Raw genomic sequence first — 21994 nt, forward strand, 5'->3', positions numbered from 1 at the left:
CGGCACGCCGGCATACGTCGCAGATTCTAGCTCCAACGCTTGCCTTGCGCCCCGGTTTCTGGACTATAGTGCGTGGACCTGTTGGGGAATCAGGGCTTCACACCTATGTTGCTTCGTTTTCGTACGGTCGTCGCCGCGGCGATGCTGACCGTGGCTGCCTATGCTACCGCCGTGGAAGTGAATGGCGGGCACCCGGACACCTATGTGGTCCGAAAAGGGGATACGTTGTGGGATATCGCCGCACGTTTCCTGCAGAAGCCTTGGCTGTGGCCGGAGATCTGGCAAGCCAATCCGCAGATCGCCAACCCGCACCTGATCTATCCAGGTGACGTGCTGAGCCTGGCCTACCTGGACCGGGTGACCGTGTCCCAGGCCGGTCCGCGCCAGGAGGCCCCGATCGACGCCATTCCGCTGGCCCAGGTCGAGCCGTTCCTGAAGCAGCTGAGCGTTGTCGACAGCGTCAAGCAGCTGCCCTACGTCGTCGGCCTGGAGGACAGCCGCCTGCGCGTGTCCGGTGGCGACACCGTCTACGTGCGCCTGGCGGATGCCCAGGTGGGCCAGCGCTGGGCCGTGGTACGCCCGACCGTGCGTTACGCCCAGCCCAAGCCGACCGAGGACCTGACCGCCAACGGCGACGTCACCCCGGGCAGCGGCAACCTGTGGAAGGCCTACAACGCACCCAACGCACGTCGTGGCGTGCTCGGCTACGAACTGGCCCAGGTCGCCACCGGCACCATCACCCAGATCGCCGGCGGCAAGGTCGAGGCCTCCACGCTGGTGCTGGACAAGAACGTCGGCGGCCGCGAAGTGCGCGCCGGCGACCGCCTGGTGCCGGTCGAAGCCCGGCCGTACGACCTGCAGTTCGTGCCCCACGTACCCGCTGCGGGTGTCGAGGGCGTGGACGTGCGCGTGCTGGCGGTCACCGACATGTTCACCGCCGGTGGCCCACGCGACGTGATCGCGATTTCGGCCGGCCGTGCCCAGGGCGTGGACAACGGCACCGTGTTCTCGCTGTGGCGCCCGGGCCGGCATGTAGCGCACCGCATGAAGTACCCGACCTCCTCGCGCATGGACGACTCGCTCAGCACCGGCGCAGGCCGGGTCTCGCTGCCGGATGAATATGCCGCGCATGCGATGGTGTTCCGCACCTTCGACAACGTCAGCTACGCGCTGGTGATGCAGGGCGTGAAGCCGGTGCAGGTGGGTTACAACGCGCTGCACCCGGACGCGAAGTAACGGTTGCCGGACTGCCCCGGCCACCACTGGAGTGCCGGCCGCGGGCCGGCAGGCACCTCCGGCAAAACCTGACAGCCACATGCGAAGGCGCCCTAGGGCGCCTTTGTTGTGTGCGGCCGATAGTGGGGGATGACCACACATGCATACGAGGCGCTGCTGCGCCTGTTGATGGCGGGAGGCGCACTGGCGTCCCGACGGGCCCTGCTGCAGGCCGCGGGCGATGCGGAAACCGCCATCGCGCAAGGCACTGCGACCTGGCGTGCGCACGGTTGCACGCCGGAGCAGTGCGCCGCCCTGGAACGCCCCGATACCCGGGCCTGGACATCCGCCCGGCGCTGGCTGGAACAGGACAACCATCACCTGCTGCCGTGTACCGATCCGGCCTTTCCGCCATCACTGCTGGAGGTACCCAACCCGCCGCTGGCGCTGTTCGTGGCCGGTGATCCCTGCCTGGCCTGGCGCCCTTCGGTGGCGCTGGTCGGCAGCCGCTCGCCCACCCCGGGCGGGCGTGCACTGGCCGCGCGTTTTGCCGGCTGCTTCGTCGAGGCCGGCCTGGCGGTGACCAGCGGCCTGGCCGCAGGCATCGATGCGGCCGCGCACCAGGCTGCGCTGGAGGCCGGCGGCTGCACCATGGCAGTGATCGGCACCGGCCCTGACCGGGCCTATCCGGACAGCCACGCCCGGCTGCAGGCGCGGATCGCCGCCGAAGGCGTGGTGCTCAGCGAGTACCTGCCGGGCACGGCTGCCCGCCCCAGCCACTTCCCTGCGCGCAACCGGCTGGTGGCCGGACTGGCGCTGGCCACCGTGGTGGTCGAGGCCGCACAGCGCTCGGGCGCGCTGATCACCGCGCGCCTGGCCGCCGAGGCGGGCCGCGAGGTCTGTGCCCTGCCCGGGTCGGTGCTCAACCCGCGCGCGGCCGGCTGCCATCGCCTGATCCGCGAGGGCGCGGCGCTGGTCGAGCGCCCCGAGGAGGTCCTGGAACTGCTCGCCCCCGCCCTTCGCCAGCAGCTGCCGGGCTTGCAATCGCGGTTGGCCACCCCCACTGAACAGGCACCGCCGGCGCTCCTGCCGGCGCGCTGGGCCGGCGACCCTGACTACCAGTGCTTGTGGCGGGCGCTGGACCACAACCCAAGCGGTATGGATTCACTGATCACGCGTTGTGGATTGACGGCGTCACAGGTGTCCTCCATGCTGCTGGCCATGGAACTGGCGGGAATCGTGGTGTGCGTACACGGCCGCTACTGTCGAACTCCCTAGTTTCTTCACCTCCACAGCGTCGCGCGACGCAGGCCGAGGGGCAATGAAAGAGAGCATCCTGGATGTACTGCTGTACCTGTTTGAACACTATTTCAGCGAAGATGCGGACCTGATCCGTGACCGCGATTCGCTCCAGAACGGCCTGATCCAGGCCGGTTTCAGCCCCACCGAGATCAACAAGGCGTTCGACTGGCTCGATGCCCTGGCCGCGCAGCGGCCGAGCGTGGCCCAGGCGCGGGTCGATGGCCCCGTGCGCATCTACCACGGCCCCGAGCTGGACAAGCTGGACGTGGAATGCCGCGGCTTCCTGCTGTACCTGGAACAGCACGGCATCCTCGACGCCGACCAGCGCGAGCTGGTGCTGGACCGGGCGATGGCCCTGGACCAGGACGAACTGGACCTGGACGACCTGAAGTGGGTCGTGCTGATGGTGCTGTTCAACCAGCCCGGCTCCGAAGCGGCCTACGCCTGGATGGAGACGCAGATGTTCATGGACGAGCCAGAACCCCTGCACTGACCGTACACTTGGGGGCATAGCGCATTCAGGAGCGTCCCCGTGAGCGAGTGGTTCCACGCAGAAGGCAACCGGCAGCAAGGCCCGCTGCCGGCGGAACAGTTGGTCGAGTTGTTCCGCAACAACCAGATCTCCCTGGACACCCTGGTCTGGCGCGACGGCCTGCCGCAATGGCAGCCGTTGCGCAGCGTGGTCGATGAGCTGGGCCTGATCGTGCCGGCGCTGGACGTCGCCGCGCCGGCCGTGGAACCCGAGCCGGAGCCCGAACCGGAACCGGTTGCGCCGCCGCCGCCGCAACCACCGGTGCTGCCACCGTCCACGCCCTATGCCACGCAGACCCCGGCCGGGGTGCTGCCGCCGCCGAAAAAGAAGCTCTCCGGCTGCGCCCTGACCGCGATCATCGGCGGCGGCCTGCTGCTGGTGCTGGTGCCGGTCATGGCCATCCTCGCGGCGATCGCCCTGCCTGCCTACAACGACTACACCGTGCGTGCCAAGGTTGCCACCGCGGTCAATGCCCTGCAGCCGCTGAAACAGCAGGTGCAGCACTTCGCCGACGACGAAGGCCGCTGCCCCGGTGCCAACGATGCCGGCTTCCCGGCGCCGGGTGATTTCACCCAGGCCGGCCTGTCGGCGGTGAACATCGGCCGCTTCAACAACGGCCACTGCGGCATCGAAGCAACGCTGGCCGTGCCCGGCAAGAGCCTCGATGGCGACCTGCTGTGGCTGGAATATGATCGCGACAGCGGCCGCTGGGAATGCAGCGGTGAAAGCGACGACAAGTACCTGCCGCCGTCGTGCCGCGGCTGAGCCACGCGCACGGCAGCACCTCCAAGGACGATCCAACAGGGAACATGCAATGACCGAGTGGTACTACGCCGAAGGACAGCAACGCCAGGGCCCGCTGCCGGTCCAGGAGATCCGCCAGCGCTTCCAGCGCGGCCAACTGAACCTGGACACCCTGGTCTGGCGCGAAGGCATGGCCCAGTGGGCTGCACTGCGCCAGGTGGTCGATGAGCTCGGCCTGCAGACGCTGGCCGATGCCAGCACGGCCACCGCCAGCGGCGGCTTCGACCTGCGCGGCGACTACGCCGCCATCGACAACGGCACTGCACCGCTGCCTGGCACGGGTGCGCTCAGCAGCTCGCCCTACAGCGCCCCGGCCGCTTCCGGTGCCGGTGGCCCGCAGCCGGTGATCGGCGGCGAGGTGGTCTACGCAGGCTTCTGGAAGCGCGTAGCGGCGTACATGATCGACTACTTCGTGCTGGCCATTCCGGGCGGCATCATCGGCGCCATCATCGGCGTGGTGCTTGGCGCCAGCATGGGCGCGGTGGGCAGCGGCGAGACCTCCATCGAAATCGTCGCGCAGGTGGCGAGCGCGCTGATCAACATGGCCATCGGCGTTGCCTACTACACCTGGTTCCATTCCTCGCAGGGTGGCGCCACGCTGGGCAAGATGGCGGTCGGCATCAAGGTCGTGCGCAGCAACGGCGATCGCCTGACCAAGGGCCGCGCCTTCGGCCGCTACTGGGCCATGCTGCTGAGCAGCTTCACCCTCGGCATCGGCTTCCTGATGGCCGCCTTCACCGAGCGCAAGCAGGGCCTGCACGACATGATCTGCGACACCCTGGTGGTCGACCGCTGGGCCTACACCGACCAGCCGCACCTGCAGCGCCATGAGCTGGGCACGGTCACCATCGTGATCCTGGTGCTCACCGGCCTGCTGGTGCTGGCGGGCCTGGTGGTGCTGGTGGCCGCGGTCGGCTTCATCGCCAAGATGGCCTCATGAACGGCCATCCTCACGTCTGGCTGCTTGACAGGGGCTGGCCGGGCGTGATTCCTCTAATAAGGTGAAACCTGAACGCCCGGCACACTACCGGGCGTTCAGCGTATTGATTTGTCCGTGGCCGCTTCACTAATGCGGCCGTTTGCTCCACCCTAGCGGCCCCTCCCCTGCGGCTCGCCCCACAGACACTGCTGCCATGCCCAAGCACCTGCTCATCGTCGAATCGCCGGCCAAGGCCAAGACGATCAACAAATACCTCGGCAAGGACTACACCGTCCTGGCCTCGTATGGGCATGTGCGTGACCTGATTCCGAAGGAAGGCGCGGTCGACCCGGACAACGGGTTCGCCATGCACTACGACGTGATCGACAAGAACGAAAAACATGTCGACGCGATCGCCAAGGCCGCCAAGGGCGCCGACGACATCCTGCTGGCGACCGACCCGGATCGCGAAGGTGAAGCGATCAGCTGGCATATCGCCGAGATCCTGAAGGAACGCGGGCTGGTCAAGGACAAGCCGATGCAGCGCGTGGTGTTCACCGAGATCACCCCGCGCGCCATCAAGGAAGCGATCAGCCAGCCACGCGCGATCGCCAGCGACCTGGTCGATGCCCAGCAGGCGCGCCGCGCGCTGGACTACCTGGTCGGCTTCAACCTGTCGCCGGTGCTGTGGCGCAAGGTCCAGCGCGGCCTGTCCGCCGGCCGCGTGCAGAGCCCGGCGCTGCGCATGATCGTCGAGCGCGAGGAAGAGATCGAAGCCTTCATCGCCCGCGAGTACTGGTCGATCGCCGCCGAGTGCGCACACCCGTCGCAGCACTTCAACGCCAAGCTGATCAAGCTGGACGGGCAGAAATTCGAGCAGTTCACCATCACCGACGGCGACACCGCCGAAGCCGCCCGCCTGCGCATCCAGCAGGCCGCGCAGGGCTCGCTGCATGTCACCGACGTGGCCAGCAAGGAGCGCAAGCGCCGCCCGGCGCCGCCGTTCACCACCTCCACCCTGCAGCAGGAAGCCTCGCGCAAGCTCGGTTTCACCACCCGCAAGACCATGCAGGTGGCGCAGAAGCTGTATGAAGGCGTGGCGATCGGTGACGAAGGCACCGTCGGCCTCATCTCGTACATGCGTACCGACTCGGTGAACCTGTCGCAGGACGCGCTGGCCGAAATCCGCGACGTGATCGCCCGTGATTACGGCATCGCCTCGCTGCCCGACCAGCCGAACACCTACCAGACCAAGTCCAAGAACGCCCAGGAAGCGCACGAGGCGGTGCGCCCGACCTCGGCCCTGCGCACTCCGTCGCAGGTCGCCCGCTTCCTGACCGACGACGAGCGCCGCCTGTACGAACTGATCTGGAAGCGCGCCGTCGCCTGCCAGATGATCCCGGCCACGCTCAATACGGTCAGCGTCGACCTGTCGGCTGGCAGCGAGCACGTGTTCCGTGCCAGCGGTACCACCGTGGTGGTGCCCGGCTTCCTGGCCGTGTACGAGGAAGGCAAGGACAACAAGAGCGCCGAAGACGAGGACGAAGGCCGCAAGCTGCCGGCGATGAAGCCGGGCGACCGCGTGCCGCTGGAACGCATCCAGGCCGAGCAGCATTTCACCCAGCCGCCGCCGCGCTACACCGAAGCGGCGCTGGTGAAGGCGCTGGAAGAGTACGGCATCGGCCGTCCGTCGACCTACGCCTCGATCATCCAGACCCTGCTGTTCCGCAAGTACGTGGAAATGGAAGGCCGCAGCTTCCGCCCGTCCGACGTCGGCCGCGCGGTGTCCAAGTTCCTGTCCAGCCACTTCACCCAGTACGTGGACTACGACTTCACCGCCAAGCTCGAAGACGAGCTCGACGCCGTCTCGCGTGGCGAAGAAGAGTGGATCCCGCTGATGGCCCGCTTCTGGGAGCCGTTCAAGGAGCTGGTGGAAGACAAGAAGGAATCGGTGGACCGCGCCGAGGCCAGTGGCGCGCGCGAGCTCGGCACCGACCCGAAGACCGGCAAGCCGGTCAGCGTGCGCCTCGGCCGCTTCGGGCCTTACGCCGCCATCGGCAGCACCGCCGAGGACGCCGAGGAGAAGCCGAAATTCGCCTCGCTGCGCCCCGGCCAGTCGATGCACACCATTTCGCTGGAAGACGCGCTGGAACTGTTCCTGATGCCACGCGCGCTGGGCGAGGACAACGGCGAGCCGGTCAGCGTCGGCATCGGCCGCTTCGGCCCGTTCGCCAAGCGCGGCAGCACCTATGCCTCGCTGAAGAAGGAAGACGACCCGTACACCATCGACCTGGCCCGCGCCGTGTTCCTGATCGAAGAGAAGGAAGAGATCGCGCGCAACCGGATCATCAAGGAGTTCGAGGGCAGCGACATCCAGGTGCTGAACGGCCGCTTCGGCCCGTACATCAGCGACGGCAGGATGAACGGCAAGATCCCCAAGGATCGCGAGCCGGCATCGCTGACCCTGGCCGAAGTGCAGCAGCTGATGGAAGAAACCGGCAAGCCCGTGCGCAAGGGCTTCGGCGCCAAGAAGGCTGCCGCGAAGAAGGCACCGGCCAAGAAGGCGGCGGTGAAGAAGGAAGCGGCGCCGAAGAAGGCCGCAGCCAAGAAAGCGCCTGCCAAGAAGGCGGCGAAGAAGGCCGTGGTAAAGAAGGCCGCTGCAAAGAAGGCACCGGCGAAGAAGGCCGTCAAGAAAGCCGCGAAGTAGATTCACGCCATGCGTGGATAAGGGGTAGTGCCGGCCGCTGGCCGGCAACATCCAGAAGCACCCGATGCCGGCCAGCGGCCGGCACTACCGGGCCAGGGTCCACCCCTTCTGCACGCCGCAGGGGGATAATGGGGGCCCACGTCGGGCCGGTCGCCGCCATGAAAGAACTCACCCTGGACTCTGCTGTCGCCACGCTCCGCGCCGGCGGCGTGATCGCCTATCCGACCGAAGCGGTCTGGGGCCTGGGCTGTGATCCCTCGCATGAGGCGGCGGTGCACATGGTGCTGCGGCTGAAGCAGCGGCCGATCGAGAAGGGCATGATCCTGGTCGCCGCCGAATTGTCGCAGCTGGAGGGCTGGGTGCGCCTGCAGGCGTTGCCCGATGCCCGCCAGCGCGCGGTGCTGGCCAGCTGGCCGGGTGCCAACACCTGGATCCTGCCGGCCGGTCCGCGCGCCCAGCCCTGGATTACCGGCGAGCACAGCGGCATCGCCGTGCGCATCAGCGCGCACCCGCTGGTCGCCGCACTGTGCCGCGCCTGGGGGGGGCCCCTCGTCTCCACCAGCGCCAACCTGGCCGGTGAACCACCGGCACGCAGCCGTGCCGAGCTGGATCCACGCCTGCTGCGCCTGCTCGATGGCATCCTCGATGGCGAAACCGGCGGCCTGGCCCAGCCCACCCCGATCCGCGACGCGCTCAGCGGCAACGTGCTGCGCTCCTGAGCGGACGATTGCACTGCCACGCACAATCACGCACCCTGCCGCCATGAACCTGCTGCGCACCGCCCTGGGCCTGTGCCTGCTGCTGCCATGGACCGCACCGGCCGCCGAGGACGTGCGCGTCTACCGCTGCGTCGCCAGCAATGGCGCCGTGGCCCTGCAGGACAGGCCCTGCAGCAGCGGCCGGCAGGAGGTGCGTGACCTGCAGCGCCCGCGCGATCCGGCACCCCGGGTGGTGCGCAGTGACGCCCCTCCCGCGGCGCCCAGCGAGGTTCCGGTGATGCGCGATCGCGAAGTCCGCCACGTCTACATCCAGCCGCCACAACCGTTGTACGAGTGCGTGAGCGACGACGGTCGCCGCTACACCAGCGACAGCAACGAGGGCAATCCGCGCTGGGTCCCGTTGTGGACCAGCGTGTGGCTCCCGCACGGGCACCACGGCGCGGTCCATCCCGGTCCACGCCCGGGCTTCGGCACGCCGGTCGGTGCGCCGATCGGTGAAGGCACAGGCTACCGGCCGCCTGCGGTGGGCGTCGGCGTGCAGGTGCCGGCCGGCAGCGTGCTGGTCCGTGACAGCTGCCATGCGCTGCCGCCGCAGGACGTCTGTGCGCGCCTGCGTGACCGCCGCTGGGAACTGGACCGCCGTTACAACAGCGCGCTGCAGAGTGAGCGCACCGCCATCAGCAATGAACAGCGTGGCATCGACGCGCGCCTGTCGCGGGACTGCGAACGCTGAGCGCGATGCCTGCCTGGGCATGTACGCTGTGCGCATGAAAAACCTGATCTGGCTGGCCCTGGGCCTGTTCGCCGGCAACGCGTTGGCCGACGACGGGGTGATCTACCGTTGTACCTCCAGCAGCAGCGATGTGCCTACCCTGCAACGCACGCCCTGCCCTGCCGGCAGCAAGCAGCAGGTGGTGAGGGTGCCGGCCAGTGCTCCGCCGGCGCCGGCCTCAGCGGCACCCGTGCCGGCCGCGCCCGGACCGGCCGCGGCCACTGCGCCGTCCGTTCCCGCACCCGCGCCTCGTCGCCCCGGCGAAGGACGCACGATCATGGAAGCTGGCATGGTCGAACGCGAAGGCGGCGATCTGATACTCGACAGTGCATCGCTGCCGCGCCAGGCCGATGCCGCGCCGGACAGCAATGCGCCGCCGAAGCCGCCGCTGCCACCGATCTTCCAGTGCACCGACAGCCAGGGCGGTGGCTACCTGCACGAATACGAAGCCGCCCCCGGGCGCTGCGAACTGATGACCGTGCAGGGACTGGGCGGCGCCACGCCGGTCAATGCCGCCGGCTGCGAAGTGGTGCGCGACCGCTGCGAGGAACTGCCGGACGCGCAGCGCTGCAGCAGCTGGCAGCAACGCTTCCGCGACGCACGTGGCCGTGAGCGGTTCGCCTCGCCGGAAAACCGCGACAACGCCCGTGGGGAACGCGAACGGCTGCAGGGCGTGCTGGAGGCCAGCAACTGCCCGGTACCGGGGTGACAGCCACCCGGTAGTGCCGGCCGCTGGCCGGCAATCGCAGGATCTTCAAATGATTCCAGTTGCCGGCCAGCGGCCGGCACTACCTTTTGGAAGATCAGAACCCGTAGCGCAGGAAGCCGCCATCCACCGCGATGCATTCGCCGGTGACATAGCTGGCCGCCGGCAGGCACAGGAAGCCGACGGCTGCGGCCACTTCCTCCGGCTCGCCGATGCGGCGCATCGGCGTGCGGTTGATCACTTCCTCGTAGTAGTCCGGGTCCGACAACGGACCGGACGTGCGCCGCGTGCGGATGTACCAGGGCGCCACCGCGTTGACCCGGATGCCATCCTCGGCCCACTCGACGGCCAGGTTGCGGGTCATCTGGTGCATCGCCGCCTTGGTCATGCCATAGACCACGCCACTGCGCACATGGGTCAGCCCGGACACGCTGCCGACATTGACGATCGACGACGACGCGTGCCGGGCCAGCAGCGGATGCGCGTAGCGCGACAGCTCGAAGGCCGAGAACAGGTTGGTCTCGAAGATCTTGCGCCATTCGTCCTCGGAATATTCCGTGGCCGCCTTGGTGACGTTGCCACCGGCATTGTTGACCAGGATGTGCAGGCCATCGCTGTGATCTTCCACCCAGTCCAGGATCTGCCGACGGTCCTCGTCATCGGAGACATCGGCCGCCAGCGCGTGCACCTGGTGCTGCGGATAGACATCCAGCAGTTCGTCGCGCGCCGTTTCCAGCATGTCGATGTCGCGGCCGACGATCATCAGATCGGCGCCGAGGCCAGCCAGTTCGTGCGCAATGGCCAGGCCAATACCGGCGCTGGCACCCGTGATCAGGGCCGTCTGGCCGTCCAGGCGCCACCGTTGCTGGGTCATGAGTCCTCCGGGGCCGCGCCCGCTGTGTTTCGATGCCGCAAGGATACGCGCTCACGGCAGCGCTCGGCCGGGGATGCGACACTTGCCCATACGCCCACCGCGGAGAGCCGCCATGCGCATCCTGATCCTGTCCACGTCGCTGCTGGCCAGCCTGCTGCTGGCGGCCTGCCAGCGGCCGCCCACGCCCAACCCGGAGAAGCCACCGGTGCCACGAGCGATGTCGCGTGCGATCAACGACCCGCTGGACCGCGCCAAGGTCGTGCAGAAAACCGTCGATGATGCCGCCGCGCGTGAGCGCAAGGCCGAAGCCGACGCGACGCAATGACCTGTGGGGTCAGAGACCTTTGTGCTGCCAAGGAATCCGACCCCATGAACGAAAACGCCCGGCCAGAGCCGGGCGTTTTCATTCGGTACCGTTGCCGATCAGAATCCGCAGAAGCAGTACGCCAGCGCCTTCACCGGAGCGCCATTGCCCTTCTCGCGGGCCGCGTTCTCGACGAAGCGCAACTGAGTGTCCACTTCCGGCATCGTGCGTGCCAGCATCATCCGCGCCATCCCCGAATCGGACAGCATCCAGGCACCGGCGCGGCTGCCGGCGAAACCGCTGACGAACTGCGCGAACGGCGTGGCTGCCTTCTCGATGTAGCGCACGCGATAGGCATCGGCCTTGCCCAGCTTGGCGCGGCTGGCCGCATCGGCCACCGCGTCCTTCAGGCCACCGAAGGCGTCGACCAGGCCGCGTTCCTTGGCCTGTGCACCGCTCCACACGCGGCCACGGGCGACCTCGTCCACGGCCTCGACCGGCTTCTTGCGGGCGTCGGCGACACGGCCGGTGAAGTCCGCGTAGCCCTTGTTGATCACCGTCTGGATGACCTGGCCCACGGCGGGGTCCATCGGGCGGGTGACATCGAAGGCGCCGGCGAAGCGGGTGGTGCCGACACCGTCGGTGTGCACGCCGATCTTGTCCAGCGCGCGGCTGAAGTTCGGCACCATGCCGAAGATGCCGATCGAACCGGTGATGGTCGACGGATCGGCATAGATGCGATCGGCGTTCATGCTGATCCAGTAGCCACCGGAAGCGGCCAGATCACCCATCGACACCACGACCGGCTTGCCAGCGGCCTGCAGGGCTACCACTTCACGACGGATCTGCTCGGAGGCGAACACTTCACCGCCCGGCGAATCCACCCGCAGCACCACCGACTTCACGTTGTCGTCGTCGCGCGCGGCACGCAGCAGCGCCGAGGTCGACTCGCCACCGATGCGGCCGGCCGGCAGGTCACCGCCACTGATTTCGCCGGCGGCCACCACCACGGCCACCTGCGGACGCGAGTCCACCGGGTTGCGGCGCGCGTCGAGCAGGGCCAGGTAGCGGCCGAAGTCGACGTTGCGGAAACCACCGTCGGCATCCTCGTCGGCCACGCCGCGCTCGATCATCAGATCCTCGAATTCCTCGCGGGTCTTCAGCGCGGTCACCAGCTTCTGCTGCAGCGCGAACTTGGCCAGGTCACCACCGGCGGCAGCGATGCCTTCCGGCAGGGTGTCGATGCCGGCGGCCAGCTGTGCCGGATCCAGGCGGCGGGCCTTGGCGATGTCGCCCAGGTAGCGCTGCCACACGTCGTTCATCCAGAACAGGTCGGCTTCCTTGGAGGCCGGCGACGCCGCGTCGAGCACGTACGGCTCGGCCGCGGACTTGTACTCGCCCACCTTGAACAGGTGCACGTCCACGCCCAGCTTGTCCTGCAGGCCGGTGCGGAAGTACTGGCGGTAGCGGCCGAGGCCTTCGAGCACGACCGAACCCATCGGGTCCAGGTAGACCTCGTCGGCCTGCGCGGCCAGCAGGTACTGCGACTGGCCCATGCTCTCGCTGTAGGCCACCAGCTGCTTGCCGGAGGCGCGCAGGTCCTGCAGCGCGGCGGCCACCTCACGCAGCGAGGCGAAACCGGACGGCTGCAGCTTGTCCAGCTCCAGCACCACGCGTTCGATCTTCTTGTCTTCCTTGGCCGACTCGATCACCCGCAGCAGATCGCGCAGCTGGATCTCCTCGGCGCCGTTGTCACCCACCGCCTTGGCCAGCGCGCGGCTGACCGGGTCGGCGCTGAACTGCTCGACCAGGCGGCCTTCCGGCGCGATCACCAGCGTCGTGCGGTCCTGCAGCGACTTGCTGGCACCGGCACCCATGCCGGCGGCGATGACGAACATCACCAGCAGCAGGAACAGCAGGCCGAAGAACACCAGGTTGAGGATCAACCGGCGGGTGAAGTTCATGACGTCCCACAGCCCGATGAAGAAACTGGCGACGGGGTTGCGACGCGCCGGGGGCAGCGGGGGCACGGGTTGATTCATGGAACGCTCCGGATGGCTTCTTGCCGTGGTACCAGCATAGCCGGTGCCGCGTGATGCAGCATCGGACACAAGTCAGGGGATCGCCCGTCACGGGTGAACGTGGCGGGCGGGAAGATCAGGACAGCGCGGATTGCCCGATGCGCTGGCTGCTGCGGCGCAGGCGCCAGCCCATCAGGATGGCAGCGGCGGTCAAGCCGACGATCAGGCCGATCCACATGCCCTGCGGGCCCATGCCCAGCCCCAGGCCGAGCCCGGCGCCGAGCGGCATGCCCAGGCCCCAGTACGCGAACATGGCGATGAACATCGGCACGCGGGTGTCCTTCAGGCCGCGCAGCGCGCCGGCCGACAGCACCTGGATGCCGTCCGGGAACTGGAAGGTGGCCGCGTACAGCAGCAGGGTCGAGGCCAGGCCGGCCACTGCCAGGTCGTTGGTGTACACACCGACGATGGCATCGTGGCCGAACAGCAGCACCGCCGCCGACAACGTCTGCGTGCCCATGATGATCGCGTAACCGGCCCAGGCCGCACGCCGCACGCCGAAGCCGTCACCACGGCCGACCGCATGGCCGACGCGCACGGTGGTGGCCTCGGCCACGCCCATCGGGATCATGAAGCACAGCTGCGCGACATTGATCGCGATCTGGTGCGCAGCGGCTTCGTTGGCACCAAGGCGGCCGATCAGCAGCGCGGTGACGATGAACAGGCCGCCCTCCATCAGCACGGTGATGCCGATCGGCAGGCCGGTGCGCAGCAAGTCCCAGATCGCCTTCCAGCGCGGCCCTTCGAAATGCGAGAACAGCTGCAGATGGGCGAAGCGCCTGGTGAACCACAGGTAGGTGGCGAAGGCGATCGCCTGCAGCCACATCATCACCGCCGAGGCGACGCCCAGGCCTTCGGCGCCCATTTCCGGGAAGCCGAGCTTGCCGTTGGCCAGCACATAGCCCATCGGTGCCAGCACCAGCAGGCCACCGAAGCCGAGCAGCATGGTCGGCAGCGTCCAGTGCATGCCTTCACTGAGATAGCGCATGCAGAAGTACAGGGTCAGCGCAGGTCCGCCCCAGCGCACCGCATGCAGGAACGCGGTCGCCCCCGGCACGATGTCCGGCGCGATGCCGAACGACGGCAGCAGCGGCGGCACCACGGTGAGGAAGGTGAACATGATCAGGCCCAGCCCCAAGGCCAGCCACAGTGCCTGGCGGAACAGCGGGCCGATCTCGCGCTCGCGGCCGGCGCCATGCAGCTGCGACACCGAGGCGGTGAGCGAGATCAGGGTGCCGATCGGAATCAGCATCGGCAGCCACAGCAGCGCCGTACCGATGGTGACGGCGGCCAGTGTGGCCGTGGCGTGGTGGCCGGCAATCACGTTGTCGACGAAGGAGATCAAACCGGTGGACACATGGCCCAGCACAAGCGGCAGGGCGAGCAGACCGGTGGCGCCGACTTCCTTGCTGAAGCGCGGCGTGGAGGTTGCAGTAGACATAAGGTGCTTGACGCGAACTGCGGTTGCGCGCGAAGGGCACAGGCACCGGGTTGCGGGCGCCCATCTTACGCGGGCGACGCCAGCATTCCCATGACATGGCGTGAATGCTGGGTTTCAGCCGCCCCACACAAAAAGGGGACGGAGGGGATTAAGTCGTTTCAGGCCCGCTAGTGCCGGATGCGACTTAATCCCCTCCGTCCCCTTTTTTACTGGCCGGCCTGGCGCTTGAGCCAGCTGTCGCGCTCGGCGGCGGGCACGGCGAGGAAAGCGCTGCGCACTGCGTCGCGTTCCTGCGGTGGCGTTCGCTGCGCGACCAGAGTGAGCTGGGCCAGCTGCGCCGGGCTGAGCTGGCGCAGTACGGCCAGCGCGGTCTCGCGCTGTTCCGGCGGCACGAAGCCGAACAAGCCATGCAGCTTGGGGAATTCCAGGCCCAGTTGCGGGCCCAGCCGCCACCCGTCGCGGAACGCCTGGTCCTGGTCGCGGAACTGTTGGCGCAGGCGCTGCTGCTGGTCCGCAGGCAGCGCATTGAATCGCGCAGCCGCCTGGCGGATGCGCTCGCGCTCTCCTTCCGGCAGCGCGCGCCAGGCGGCGTAGTCGGCGCGGCGCTGGCGCTGCTGCTGCGCATCGAGCTGGGCGAAGCCAGAGGGTGCTGCCGCCGACGGTGCTGGCGAAGCCACCGGCGTGGCCGGCGACGTCGGTGGCGGCAACGGCACGTTCAACGATTGCGGCGCGGCAGACAGCGACAACGGCAGGGCCAGCAGCAGGCTGGCGAACACGGACTTATTCATCGGCAGCAGCGGTTTCCAGCGTGGCACTGGCCGGCTCGGGCCGGCTCGGCCTGGATTGCGATTCATCCACCGGCAGCGGGCCGCCCGCGGCAGTCCACGCGTACAGGTCGGCATCGGCAACCAGCGGGTAGTCACGATCGGCCAGCATCGCTGCGTCGTCCGTGGCCTGGGCCGTGGTCGCATCCGGCGTGGCGTTGACCTTGCTGGGTGGCAGGGCTTCCACCGTCACCGGACCGGCTTCGCCCACCACCCCCTCCGGCAGCGGTGCATCACCGCCGAAGGAATGCCCCTGCCAGTGGCGCCAGCCCAGCGCTGCGGCCAACAGTATCGCCACGGTCGCCAGCAGGATCAGCGGACCGCGCCAACGTGGCTTGGCGTTCGTGCGACGGCGCTTGCCATTGGCGGCCGCCCGCTCATCGCGCTGCGGTGCGCGCCAGCTCGGGGTCGGGGCTTCATTGTGGGCGGTCGCGGCGGCGGGTTGCTGCAGCTGCTGCAGGCGCGCGGCCGGCAACTCACGGATACGCGCCTGCACCTGTTCGGCCAACTGGCGCCAGGCCGAGGCATCCGGCTGGCCGTGGGCATCACGCGGGCAGGCGTCGGCCAGCAGGTGCTGGTAGCCGGCCTCGTCCTGGTCGAGCACGCGCATGGCGATGCCCTCGTCCAGGCTGCCCCCCACCCGCAGCAGCAGCGCAAGGCGCGGCAGCGGCGGCATCGCGCCCAGCACGGCCAACGGCGGCAGCCACTGCCCGCCCACCGGCTCGCGCAGCGCCTGGCGCTGGCCCAGAAGGGTCCAGAAGCGGGTCGGCCACTGCGCCATCGGCAGGTCGCTGGCCACTGCGGCAAAGGCGCGCATCACCGCCACCAGGGTCTGCTCGGCGCGCGCGGCATCGCCGCACTGCAGTTCAGCGACCACCAGGGCACGGCGCTCGACGCCACGCAGGAACGCCGACAGCGCGCCGGCCGCGGTCGAGGAAACAGGGGCGGGCACAGCCGTCATCGGTCACTCCAAAGGTCTGCCGGCATGATAGCGGCAGGCCATCGACGCCCGTAGGACTTGCGCCCACAGGCACTTCGTGCTGCAGGTTGTGCACAGCACCACGCCCCCTCCGGCGAAAACTGTGGCTTCGGGCTGAATTCACTCTGTTTCAGCATTGTTTCACACTTAAGATATTGATTTTATTGTCTTTTGTTGTGTGGCGATTTTTTGACCAACCCAAGCCTGAGGCCGTCGCCATCGGCCTTCTACGTTTCCGATGGCCGTTAACGCACAACGTTATCCACAGAACATGTGGATAAGACTGAATCTCCAATGGACACCGATATTTAGGTGACATTTATGATTCAACGGGCGCCGCCCCGCCGCTCCCGCTGCTGCCGTTCGCGCGCGCATGGCCCGTTACACTGGCCCGATGCTTTCACCGATTCCGACCCTGCAGGTCGCCCTGCCTGTCCCCCTGCCCCGCCTGTTCGACTACCTGTCGCCGGAGGGAGATGCCCCGGCGCTCGCGGTCGGCTGCCGCCTGAAGGTGCCGTTCGGCAACCGGGAGCTGGTCGGTGTGGTGGCAGGGCACGGCCAGACCGACGACGGCCAGGGACTGCGCCAGGCCCTGGCCTGGTGCGACCCGCAGCCGCTGCTGCAGGGGGAGCTGTGGCAGAGCCTGCAATGGCTGGCGCGCTACACCCATGCGCCACTGGGCGAGGTGCTGAGCACCGCCCTGCCCGGCCCGCTGCGCCATGGCGAGGTCCTGCCCGACACACACCACTGGGGTTGGCAGCTGACCACCGAAGGCCACGCCCAGCGTGAAAAGCTGCGCGCCGGCAGCCGTCCACGGCAACTGGCCGAGCTGCTGGCCGAAGCCATCGTGGATGAGGACGTGCTGGGCGAACGCATGCAGGACTGGCGCACCGCCGCGCGCAGCCTGGCCAAGCGCGGGCTGGCCGAGCGGGTTGCGCTGAGCGTGGCCCCCCAACACGCGCAGCCACTGCCCGGTCCCACGCTCAACCCGGACCAGGCCGAGGCGGTGGCCGCGATCAATGCCGCCGACGGCTTCCAGCCGTTCCTGCTGGATGGCGTGACCGGCAGCGGCAAGACCGAGGTCTACCTGCAGGCGATCATCCATTGCCTGGCGCAGGGCAGGCAGGCGCTGGTGCTGGTGCCGGAAATCGGCCTGACCCCGCAGACCCTGGCACGCTTCCGTGGCCGCCTCGGCATCGCCGTGCATGCGCTGCACTCGGGGTTGAACGACAACGAGCGCGCGCGCGTCTGGGCAGCGGCCTCACGCGGCGAAGCGCGCGTCATCGTCGGCACCCGCTCAGCGGTGTTCACGCCGCTGCCCCAGGCCGGCCTGCTGATCGTCGACGAGGAACACGACGGCAGCTACAAGCAGCAGGACGGCATCCGTTACCACGCACGCGATTTCGCCCTGGTCCGGGCCAAGTCGCTGGGCGTTCCGGTGTTGCTGGGCAGTGCCACGCCCTCGCTGGAAACCCTGCACAACGCCTATGCCGGGCGTTACACCCACCTGCGCCTGAAACAGCGCGCCGGCGATGCGCGGCCACCGCGCGTGCGCATCCTCGATGTACGCAAGCGCCCGCTGCATGACGGCCTCTCGGCCGATGTGCTGGCCGGCATCGGGGAGCATCTGCAGCGTGGCCAGCAGGTGCTGGTGTTCAAGAACCGCCGCGGCTACGCACCGGTGCTGCTGTGCCACGACTGCGGCTGGACCGCGCCATGCCAGCGCTGCGATGCGCCGATGACCGTGCATGGTGGCGGTCGTCGCCTGCAGTGCCACCACTGCGGCGCGCGGCAACCGGCGCCGCTGGCATGTCCGGCCTGCGGCAGCCTGGCACTGCAACCGCAGGGCATCGGTACCGAACGCCTGGAAGAACATCTCACTGCGGCCTTCGCCGACTTCCCGGTGGTGCGCATCGACCGCGGCACCACCTCACGGCGCGACGCGCTGGAACAGCAGCTGGCGAAACTGGGCGACCAGCCCGGCATCCTGGTCGGCACGCAGATCCTGGCCAAGGGCCACGACCTGCCCAAGCTGACCCTGGTGGTGGTGGTGGGTATCGATGAGGGCCTGTTCTCGGCCGACTTCCGCGCCAGCGAAAAACTGGCGCAGCAGCTGATCCAGGTGGCCGGCCGCGCGGGACGTGCACGCGACCCGGGCGAGGTCTGGCTGCAGACCCATCACCCCGGGCACCCGCTGCTGGAAACCCTGGTGAGCGGTGGCTACCATCCGTTCGCGCAAGCCGAGTTGAACCAGCGCCAGGCGGCCGGATTCCCGCCCTTCGCGCATCTGGCGCTGATGCGCGCCGAAGCGCAGCAGGTGGAGCATGCCAATGCATTCCTGCTGGCGGCCCGGCACCTGCTGGGCGAACAGAACGTGGTCGAGGCCTACGGGCCGATGCCGGCGCCGATGCCACGGCGGGCCGGTTACCAGCGCACGCAGCTGCTGCTGTCTGCGGTGCAGCGGCCGCCTCTGCATGGCGTGCTTTCGCAACTGGTTCCGCAGCTGTACGCGCTGCCGGAAGCACGCAAGGTGCGCTGGTCGCTGGATGTGGATCCAACGGATCTTTATTGAAGGGTCAGAGCCCACCCGTCGAGTGGGATCCGACCCCGATGCCCTGGGGTCGGATCCCTTTTCGCAGAAAAGGGTTCTGACCCCGGACGCCTTCGCTTACGTCAGCGGCGACATCACGCCGCGCTGGTAGGCCGGTCGCTCACGCAGGCGCGCATACCACTCGGCCAGGTGCGGCAGGTCCGGGCGCTGGATCGGCAGTTCATACCAGGCGTACACCAGCGAGCCGAGCGGAATGTCGCCCATGGCGAACGTCCCGCCCGACAGCCATGGCTGCGTGGCCAGGGTGGCATCGGCCATCGCCAGGTAGTCACCGGCACGGACGATGGCCGCGCTGATGCGCGCTTCGTCACGGTCGGCCGGCGCGGTGCGCATGATGCCCCAGACCAGGTCGCTGTACAGCGGCGCCATCCGCGAGGTGCTCCAGTCCATCCACTTCTCGGCCTGCGCGCGCTCCATCGGGTCCTCGGCGTACAGCGTGCCCAGCGCATAGCGCGCGCTCAGGTAACGCACGATGGTGTTCGATTCCCACAGCGGCAGGCCGTGGTCCTCGATCACCGGCACCAGGCCGTTGGGATTCATCGCCTGGTACTCTGGCGTCTGCGTGCCGCCATGGCTGCCGCCGACTTCGATGGATTCGTACGGCAGGCCGATCTCCTCGGCACACCACAGCACCTTGCGGACGTTGCTGGAATTGCGGCGGCCCCAGATCTTCAACATGCGGGTTTTCCTTGCTGGCAATGCGAGCGGCAACGATACGCCTGATTGGAGTGGAGATGTGCGTGCCGGATGCGGGATCGGGCATCTACAGCATGCCGGCCAGCGGCCGGCACTACCGGTTCTTTTTCCGGCACTACCGGTTCTTTTTTGGCAGCGCGCGCACGTAGGACGACTTGCCGTCCTTCTTCAGCTCGAACAGGCCGATCGCCGCCAGCAGATCGCTGAGTTTGCCGTAGCCATAGTTGCGCGGATCGAACGAGGCCTGGTTGCCGATCTGGCTGCCGACCGGCCCCAGGTGCGACCAGCCATCCTCGCCCTCGGCCGAGGACACCGCGCGGCGCAGCATCTTCACCAGCCGGGTGTCGCTGCGCATCTCCGCCCCGCTCTTGCGCGGGCGTGCATCATCATTGGCGACGGGCTCGTTCGACGCCTGTTCGCTCGATGCCTGCTCGGCATCCGGCACGCTGGCGTGGGTCTGGCCCAGCGCTTCCAGATAGGTGAACTTCGAGCACGCGTTGACGAACGGTTCCGGCGTCTTCTTTTCGCCGAAGCCATACACCTTCACGCCGTCGGTCAGCAGGCGCATCACCATCGGGGTGAAATCGGCATCGCTCGACACGATGGCGAAGCCATCAAGGTTGCGCGCGTACAGCAGGTCCATGGCATCGATCACCATCGCCATGTCCGACGCATTCTTGCCCTTGCTGTAGGCGAACTGCTGGATCGGGCGGATCGCATACTCGTGCAGCACCGCTTCCCAGCCCTTCAACCGCGGGCTCTTCCAGTTGCCGTAGGCACGGCGCACGTTGGCCACGCCATAGCGGGCGACTTCGGCCAGGACCTCGTCGATCTTCGAGGCCGGCGCATTGTCGGCGTCGATCAACAGGGCGATGCGCTTTTCCGGTTCGCTCATGGATTCCTCGCGGGCGGTTGCCTGAACCCGAGTATCGCCGATCCACGCGGGCGCTGACGTGACAGGTGGCCGCCGTGCGAAGATGCCAGGCGCTTCCCCCAATGCCCCCACTGGAGTGAGTCGATGAGTCGCGAGCGCGTTCCCCACCTGGTCGTTGTCGGCGGCGGTTTTGCCGGTCTCTGGGCCACCCGTGCCCTGGCTCGCGAGCGCATACGCATCACCCTGGTCGACCGCCGCAACCATCACCTGTTCCAGCCGCTGCTGTACCAGGTGGCCACCGCCGGCCTGTCCGCGCCGGATATCGCCGCACCGCTGCGCCACATCCTCGGCCACCAGCGCAACGTGGAAGTCCGCCTCGGCGAAGTGGTCGCCATCGACAAGCAGGCACGGCAGATCGGCATGGCCGATGGCAGCACGCTGGACTACGACAGCCTGCTGCTGGCCACCGGCGCTACCCACGCCTACTTCGGCAACGACCAGTGGGCCGATGATGCCCCTGGCCTGAAAACGCTGGACGATGCCATTGCACTGCGCCGCAAGCTGCTGCTGGCGTTCGAACGCGCCGAGGCCGAACCGGACCCGGCGAAGAAGGCGGCGTGGCTGAGTTTCGCCATCGTCGGTGGTGGTCCCACCGGCGTCGAACTGGCCGGCACGCTGGCCGAGATCGCGCGCCACACGCTGCGCAACGAATTCCGCCACATCGATCCGGCCAGCGCCAAGGTGCGGCTGGTCGAGGCTGGGCCGCGCGTGCTGTCCTCGTTCCCGGAAGTGCTTTCGCTGAAGGCGCGCCGCCAGCTGGAAAAGCTGGGCGTGGAAGTGCTGACCGGTACCCCGGTGAGCGACATCGACAGCCAGGGCTTCAAGCTCGGTGAGCAGTTCGTGCCGGCCCGCACCGTGGTCTGGGCCGCCGGCGTGGCCGCTTCACCACTGGCGCGCACGCTGGACGTGCCGCTGGACCGCGCCGGCCGCGTGCAGGTGCAGCCGGACCTGACCCTGCCTGATCACCCGGAGCTGTTCGTGGCCGGCGACCTTGCCGCACTGAGCCAGGCCGACGGCAAGCCGGTTCCCGGCGTGGCGCCCGCGGCCAAGCAGATGGGCAAGTACGTGGCCGAGGTGGTCCGTGCACGCCTGCACGGCAAGCCCGAGCCCGGTCCGTTCAAGTACGCCGACTACGGCAACCTGGCCACCATTGGCCGCATGGCCGCGATCGTGCACCTGGGCCGGCTGCAGCTCTCCGGCGTGCTGGCCTGGTGGTTCTGGCTGGCCGCGCACGTGTTCTTCCTGATCGGCTTCCGCAACCGCATCGTGGTGTTGCTGAACTGGGCGGTCGCGTACTGGAGCTACCAGCGCAGCGCGCGCATCATCTTCGGTGATGACCAGGACGACCGGCGGCCGAGGCGGTAAGGCCGCACGCAACAGGGGTCGGATCCCTTTCCGCGGGAAAGGGCTCTGACCCCGTCAACAAACATGGAGCGCCATCCACGCATGGCGTGGATCTTATCTCTTGCCGATCTGGCACCTTGGGGGCCGAGAGCCCGGCGTGGGCGACCGTGTGGATCCAGGTCTTGCGACCGAGAAGTAGCTTGGGTCCCCACGCCGGATTCTCCCTGAAC

19 protein-coding genes are annotated in these 21994 nt (G+C 68.2%); 12 read left to right on the forward strand and 7 right to left on the reverse strand.

What is annotated here, in order from left to right:
* The first annotated feature begins 105 nt into the window (after nucleotides 1-105).
* From AC5QAB_RS05190 to AC5QAB_RS05230, 9 genes are all read left to right on the forward strand, one after another.
* Complete coding sequence (locus AC5QAB_RS05190; RefSeq protein ID WP_032958270.1) at nucleotides 106-1236, forward strand: LysM peptidoglycan-binding domain-containing protein; 1131 nt, start codon at nucleotides 106-108, stop codon at nucleotides 1234-1236.
* A 129-nt stretch (nucleotides 1237-1365) separates the two neighbouring features.
* A complete protein-coding gene (gene dprA, locus AC5QAB_RS05195) occupies nucleotides 1366-2493 on the forward strand; it encodes a DNA-processing protein DprA (RefSeq protein WP_111144189.1) in 1128 nt (375 codons plus the stop codon).
* A gap of 43 nt (nucleotides 2494-2536) precedes the next feature.
* Entirely contained in the window at nucleotides 2537-3010 is a 474-nt protein-coding gene (locus tag AC5QAB_RS05200) for a DUF494 family protein (RefSeq protein WP_005419622.1), read from the forward strand.
* Nucleotides 3011-3049: 39 nt separating this feature from the next.
* Nucleotides 3050-3814, forward strand: a complete 765-nt coding sequence (locus AC5QAB_RS05205; protein WP_014648567.1) for a pilin — start codon at nucleotides 3050-3052, stop codon at nucleotides 3812-3814.
* A 49-nt stretch (nucleotides 3815-3863) separates the two neighbouring features.
* The gene (locus tag AC5QAB_RS05210; RefSeq protein ID WP_164167315.1) at nucleotides 3864-4793 is read left to right on the forward strand and encodes an RDD family protein; all 930 of its coding nucleotides are present in this window, start codon (nucleotides 3864-3866) and stop codon (nucleotides 4791-4793) included.
* 193 nt (nucleotides 4794-4986) lie between these two features.
* Nucleotides 4987-7479, forward strand: a complete 2493-nt coding sequence (locus AC5QAB_RS05215; protein ID WP_069117783.1) for a DNA topoisomerase I — start codon at nucleotides 4987-4989, stop codon at nucleotides 7477-7479.
* Nucleotides 7480-7607: 128 nt separating this feature from the next.
* Complete coding sequence (gene tsaC / locus AC5QAB_RS05220; RefSeq protein ID WP_080053022.1) at nucleotides 7608-8198, forward strand: L-threonylcarbamoyladenylate synthase type 1 TsaC; 591 nt, start codon at nucleotides 7608-7610, stop codon at nucleotides 8196-8198.
* 43 nt (nucleotides 8199-8241) lie between these two features.
* The gene (locus AC5QAB_RS05225) at nucleotides 8242-8931 is read left to right on the forward strand and encodes a hypothetical protein (protein WP_014648571.1); all 690 of its coding nucleotides are present in this window, start codon (nucleotides 8242-8244) and stop codon (nucleotides 8929-8931) included.
* A 34-nt stretch (nucleotides 8932-8965) separates the two neighbouring features.
* Nucleotides 8966-9679, forward strand: coding sequence for a hypothetical protein (locus AC5QAB_RS05230; RefSeq protein WP_041864295.1), 714 nt, complete (start codon nucleotides 8966-8968; stop codon nucleotides 9677-9679).
* 94 nt (nucleotides 9680-9773) lie between these two features.
* Here AC5QAB_RS05230 and AC5QAB_RS05235 read toward each other — a convergent pair whose 3' ends face one another.
* Nucleotides 9774-10550, reverse strand: a complete 777-nt coding sequence (locus AC5QAB_RS05235; protein ID WP_014038643.1) for an SDR family oxidoreductase — start codon at nucleotides 10548-10550, stop codon at nucleotides 9774-9776.
* 112 nt (nucleotides 10551-10662) lie between these two features.
* Between AC5QAB_RS05235 and AC5QAB_RS05240 the strand changes: the two genes are divergently transcribed.
* Nucleotides 10663-10875 carry a hypothetical protein gene (locus tag AC5QAB_RS05240; protein WP_262216925.1) on the forward strand — a complete coding sequence of 71 codons (213 nt, stop codon included), beginning with the start codon at nucleotides 10663-10665 and terminating at the stop codon, nucleotides 10873-10875.
* A gap of 98 nt (nucleotides 10876-10973) precedes the next feature.
* On the opposite strand, the gene sppA is transcribed toward AC5QAB_RS05240, so the two are convergent.
* The 4 genes from sppA to AC5QAB_RS05260 form a co-directional block, all read right to left on the reverse strand.
* Complete coding sequence (gene sppA, locus AC5QAB_RS05245; protein ID WP_032958263.1) at nucleotides 10974-12896, reverse strand: signal peptide peptidase SppA; 1923 nt, start codon at nucleotides 12894-12896, stop codon at nucleotides 10974-10976.
* 115 nt (nucleotides 12897-13011) lie between these two features.
* Complete coding sequence (locus AC5QAB_RS05250; RefSeq protein WP_262087833.1) at nucleotides 13012-14376, reverse strand: MATE family efflux transporter; 1365 nt, start codon at nucleotides 14374-14376, stop codon at nucleotides 13012-13014.
* A gap of 206 nt (nucleotides 14377-14582) precedes the next feature.
* Nucleotides 14583-15164 (reverse strand): DUF3106 domain-containing protein, encoded by a 582-nt coding sequence (locus tag AC5QAB_RS05255; RefSeq protein WP_046432756.1) that lies wholly within the window; start codon nucleotides 15162-15164, stop codon nucleotides 14583-14585.
* Entirely contained in the window at nucleotides 15157-16161 is a 1005-nt protein-coding gene (locus AC5QAB_RS05260) for a hypothetical protein (protein WP_262216921.1), read from the reverse strand. Before AC5QAB_RS05260 ends, AC5QAB_RS05255 begins: the two co-directional genes overlap by 8 nt.
* Nucleotides 16162-16573: 412 nt before the next feature.
* On the opposite strand from AC5QAB_RS05260, the gene AC5QAB_RS05265 reads away from it, so the two are divergent.
* On the forward strand, nucleotides 16574-18751 hold the full coding sequence (locus AC5QAB_RS05265; protein WP_164109798.1) for a primosomal protein N': 2178 nt from the start codon (nucleotides 16574-16576) through the stop codon (nucleotides 18749-18751).
* A gap of 96 nt (nucleotides 18752-18847) precedes the next feature.
* On the opposite strand, the gene AC5QAB_RS05270 is transcribed toward AC5QAB_RS05265, so the two are convergent.
* A complete protein-coding gene (locus AC5QAB_RS05270) occupies nucleotides 18848-19468 on the reverse strand; it encodes a glutathione S-transferase family protein (RefSeq protein WP_014648579.1) in 621 nt (206 codons plus the stop codon).
* Between the two features lie 133 nt (nucleotides 19469-19601).
* Nucleotides 19602-20381 carry an NYN domain-containing protein gene (locus AC5QAB_RS05275; RefSeq protein WP_014648580.1) on the reverse strand — a complete coding sequence of 260 codons (780 nt, stop codon included), beginning with the start codon at nucleotides 20379-20381 and terminating at the stop codon, nucleotides 19602-19604.
* Between the two features lie 123 nt (nucleotides 20382-20504).
* Here AC5QAB_RS05275 and AC5QAB_RS05280 point away from each other — a divergent pair, with 123 nt between their 5' ends.
* Complete coding sequence (locus tag AC5QAB_RS05280) at nucleotides 20505-21785, forward strand: NAD(P)/FAD-dependent oxidoreductase (RefSeq protein WP_164109782.1); 1281 nt, start codon at nucleotides 20505-20507, stop codon at nucleotides 21783-21785.
* The last annotated feature ends 209 nt before the right edge of the window (nucleotides 21786-21994 follow it).

The sequence above is a fragment of the Stenotrophomonas sp. YJH_SMC_127 genome, from assembly GCF_059372445.1.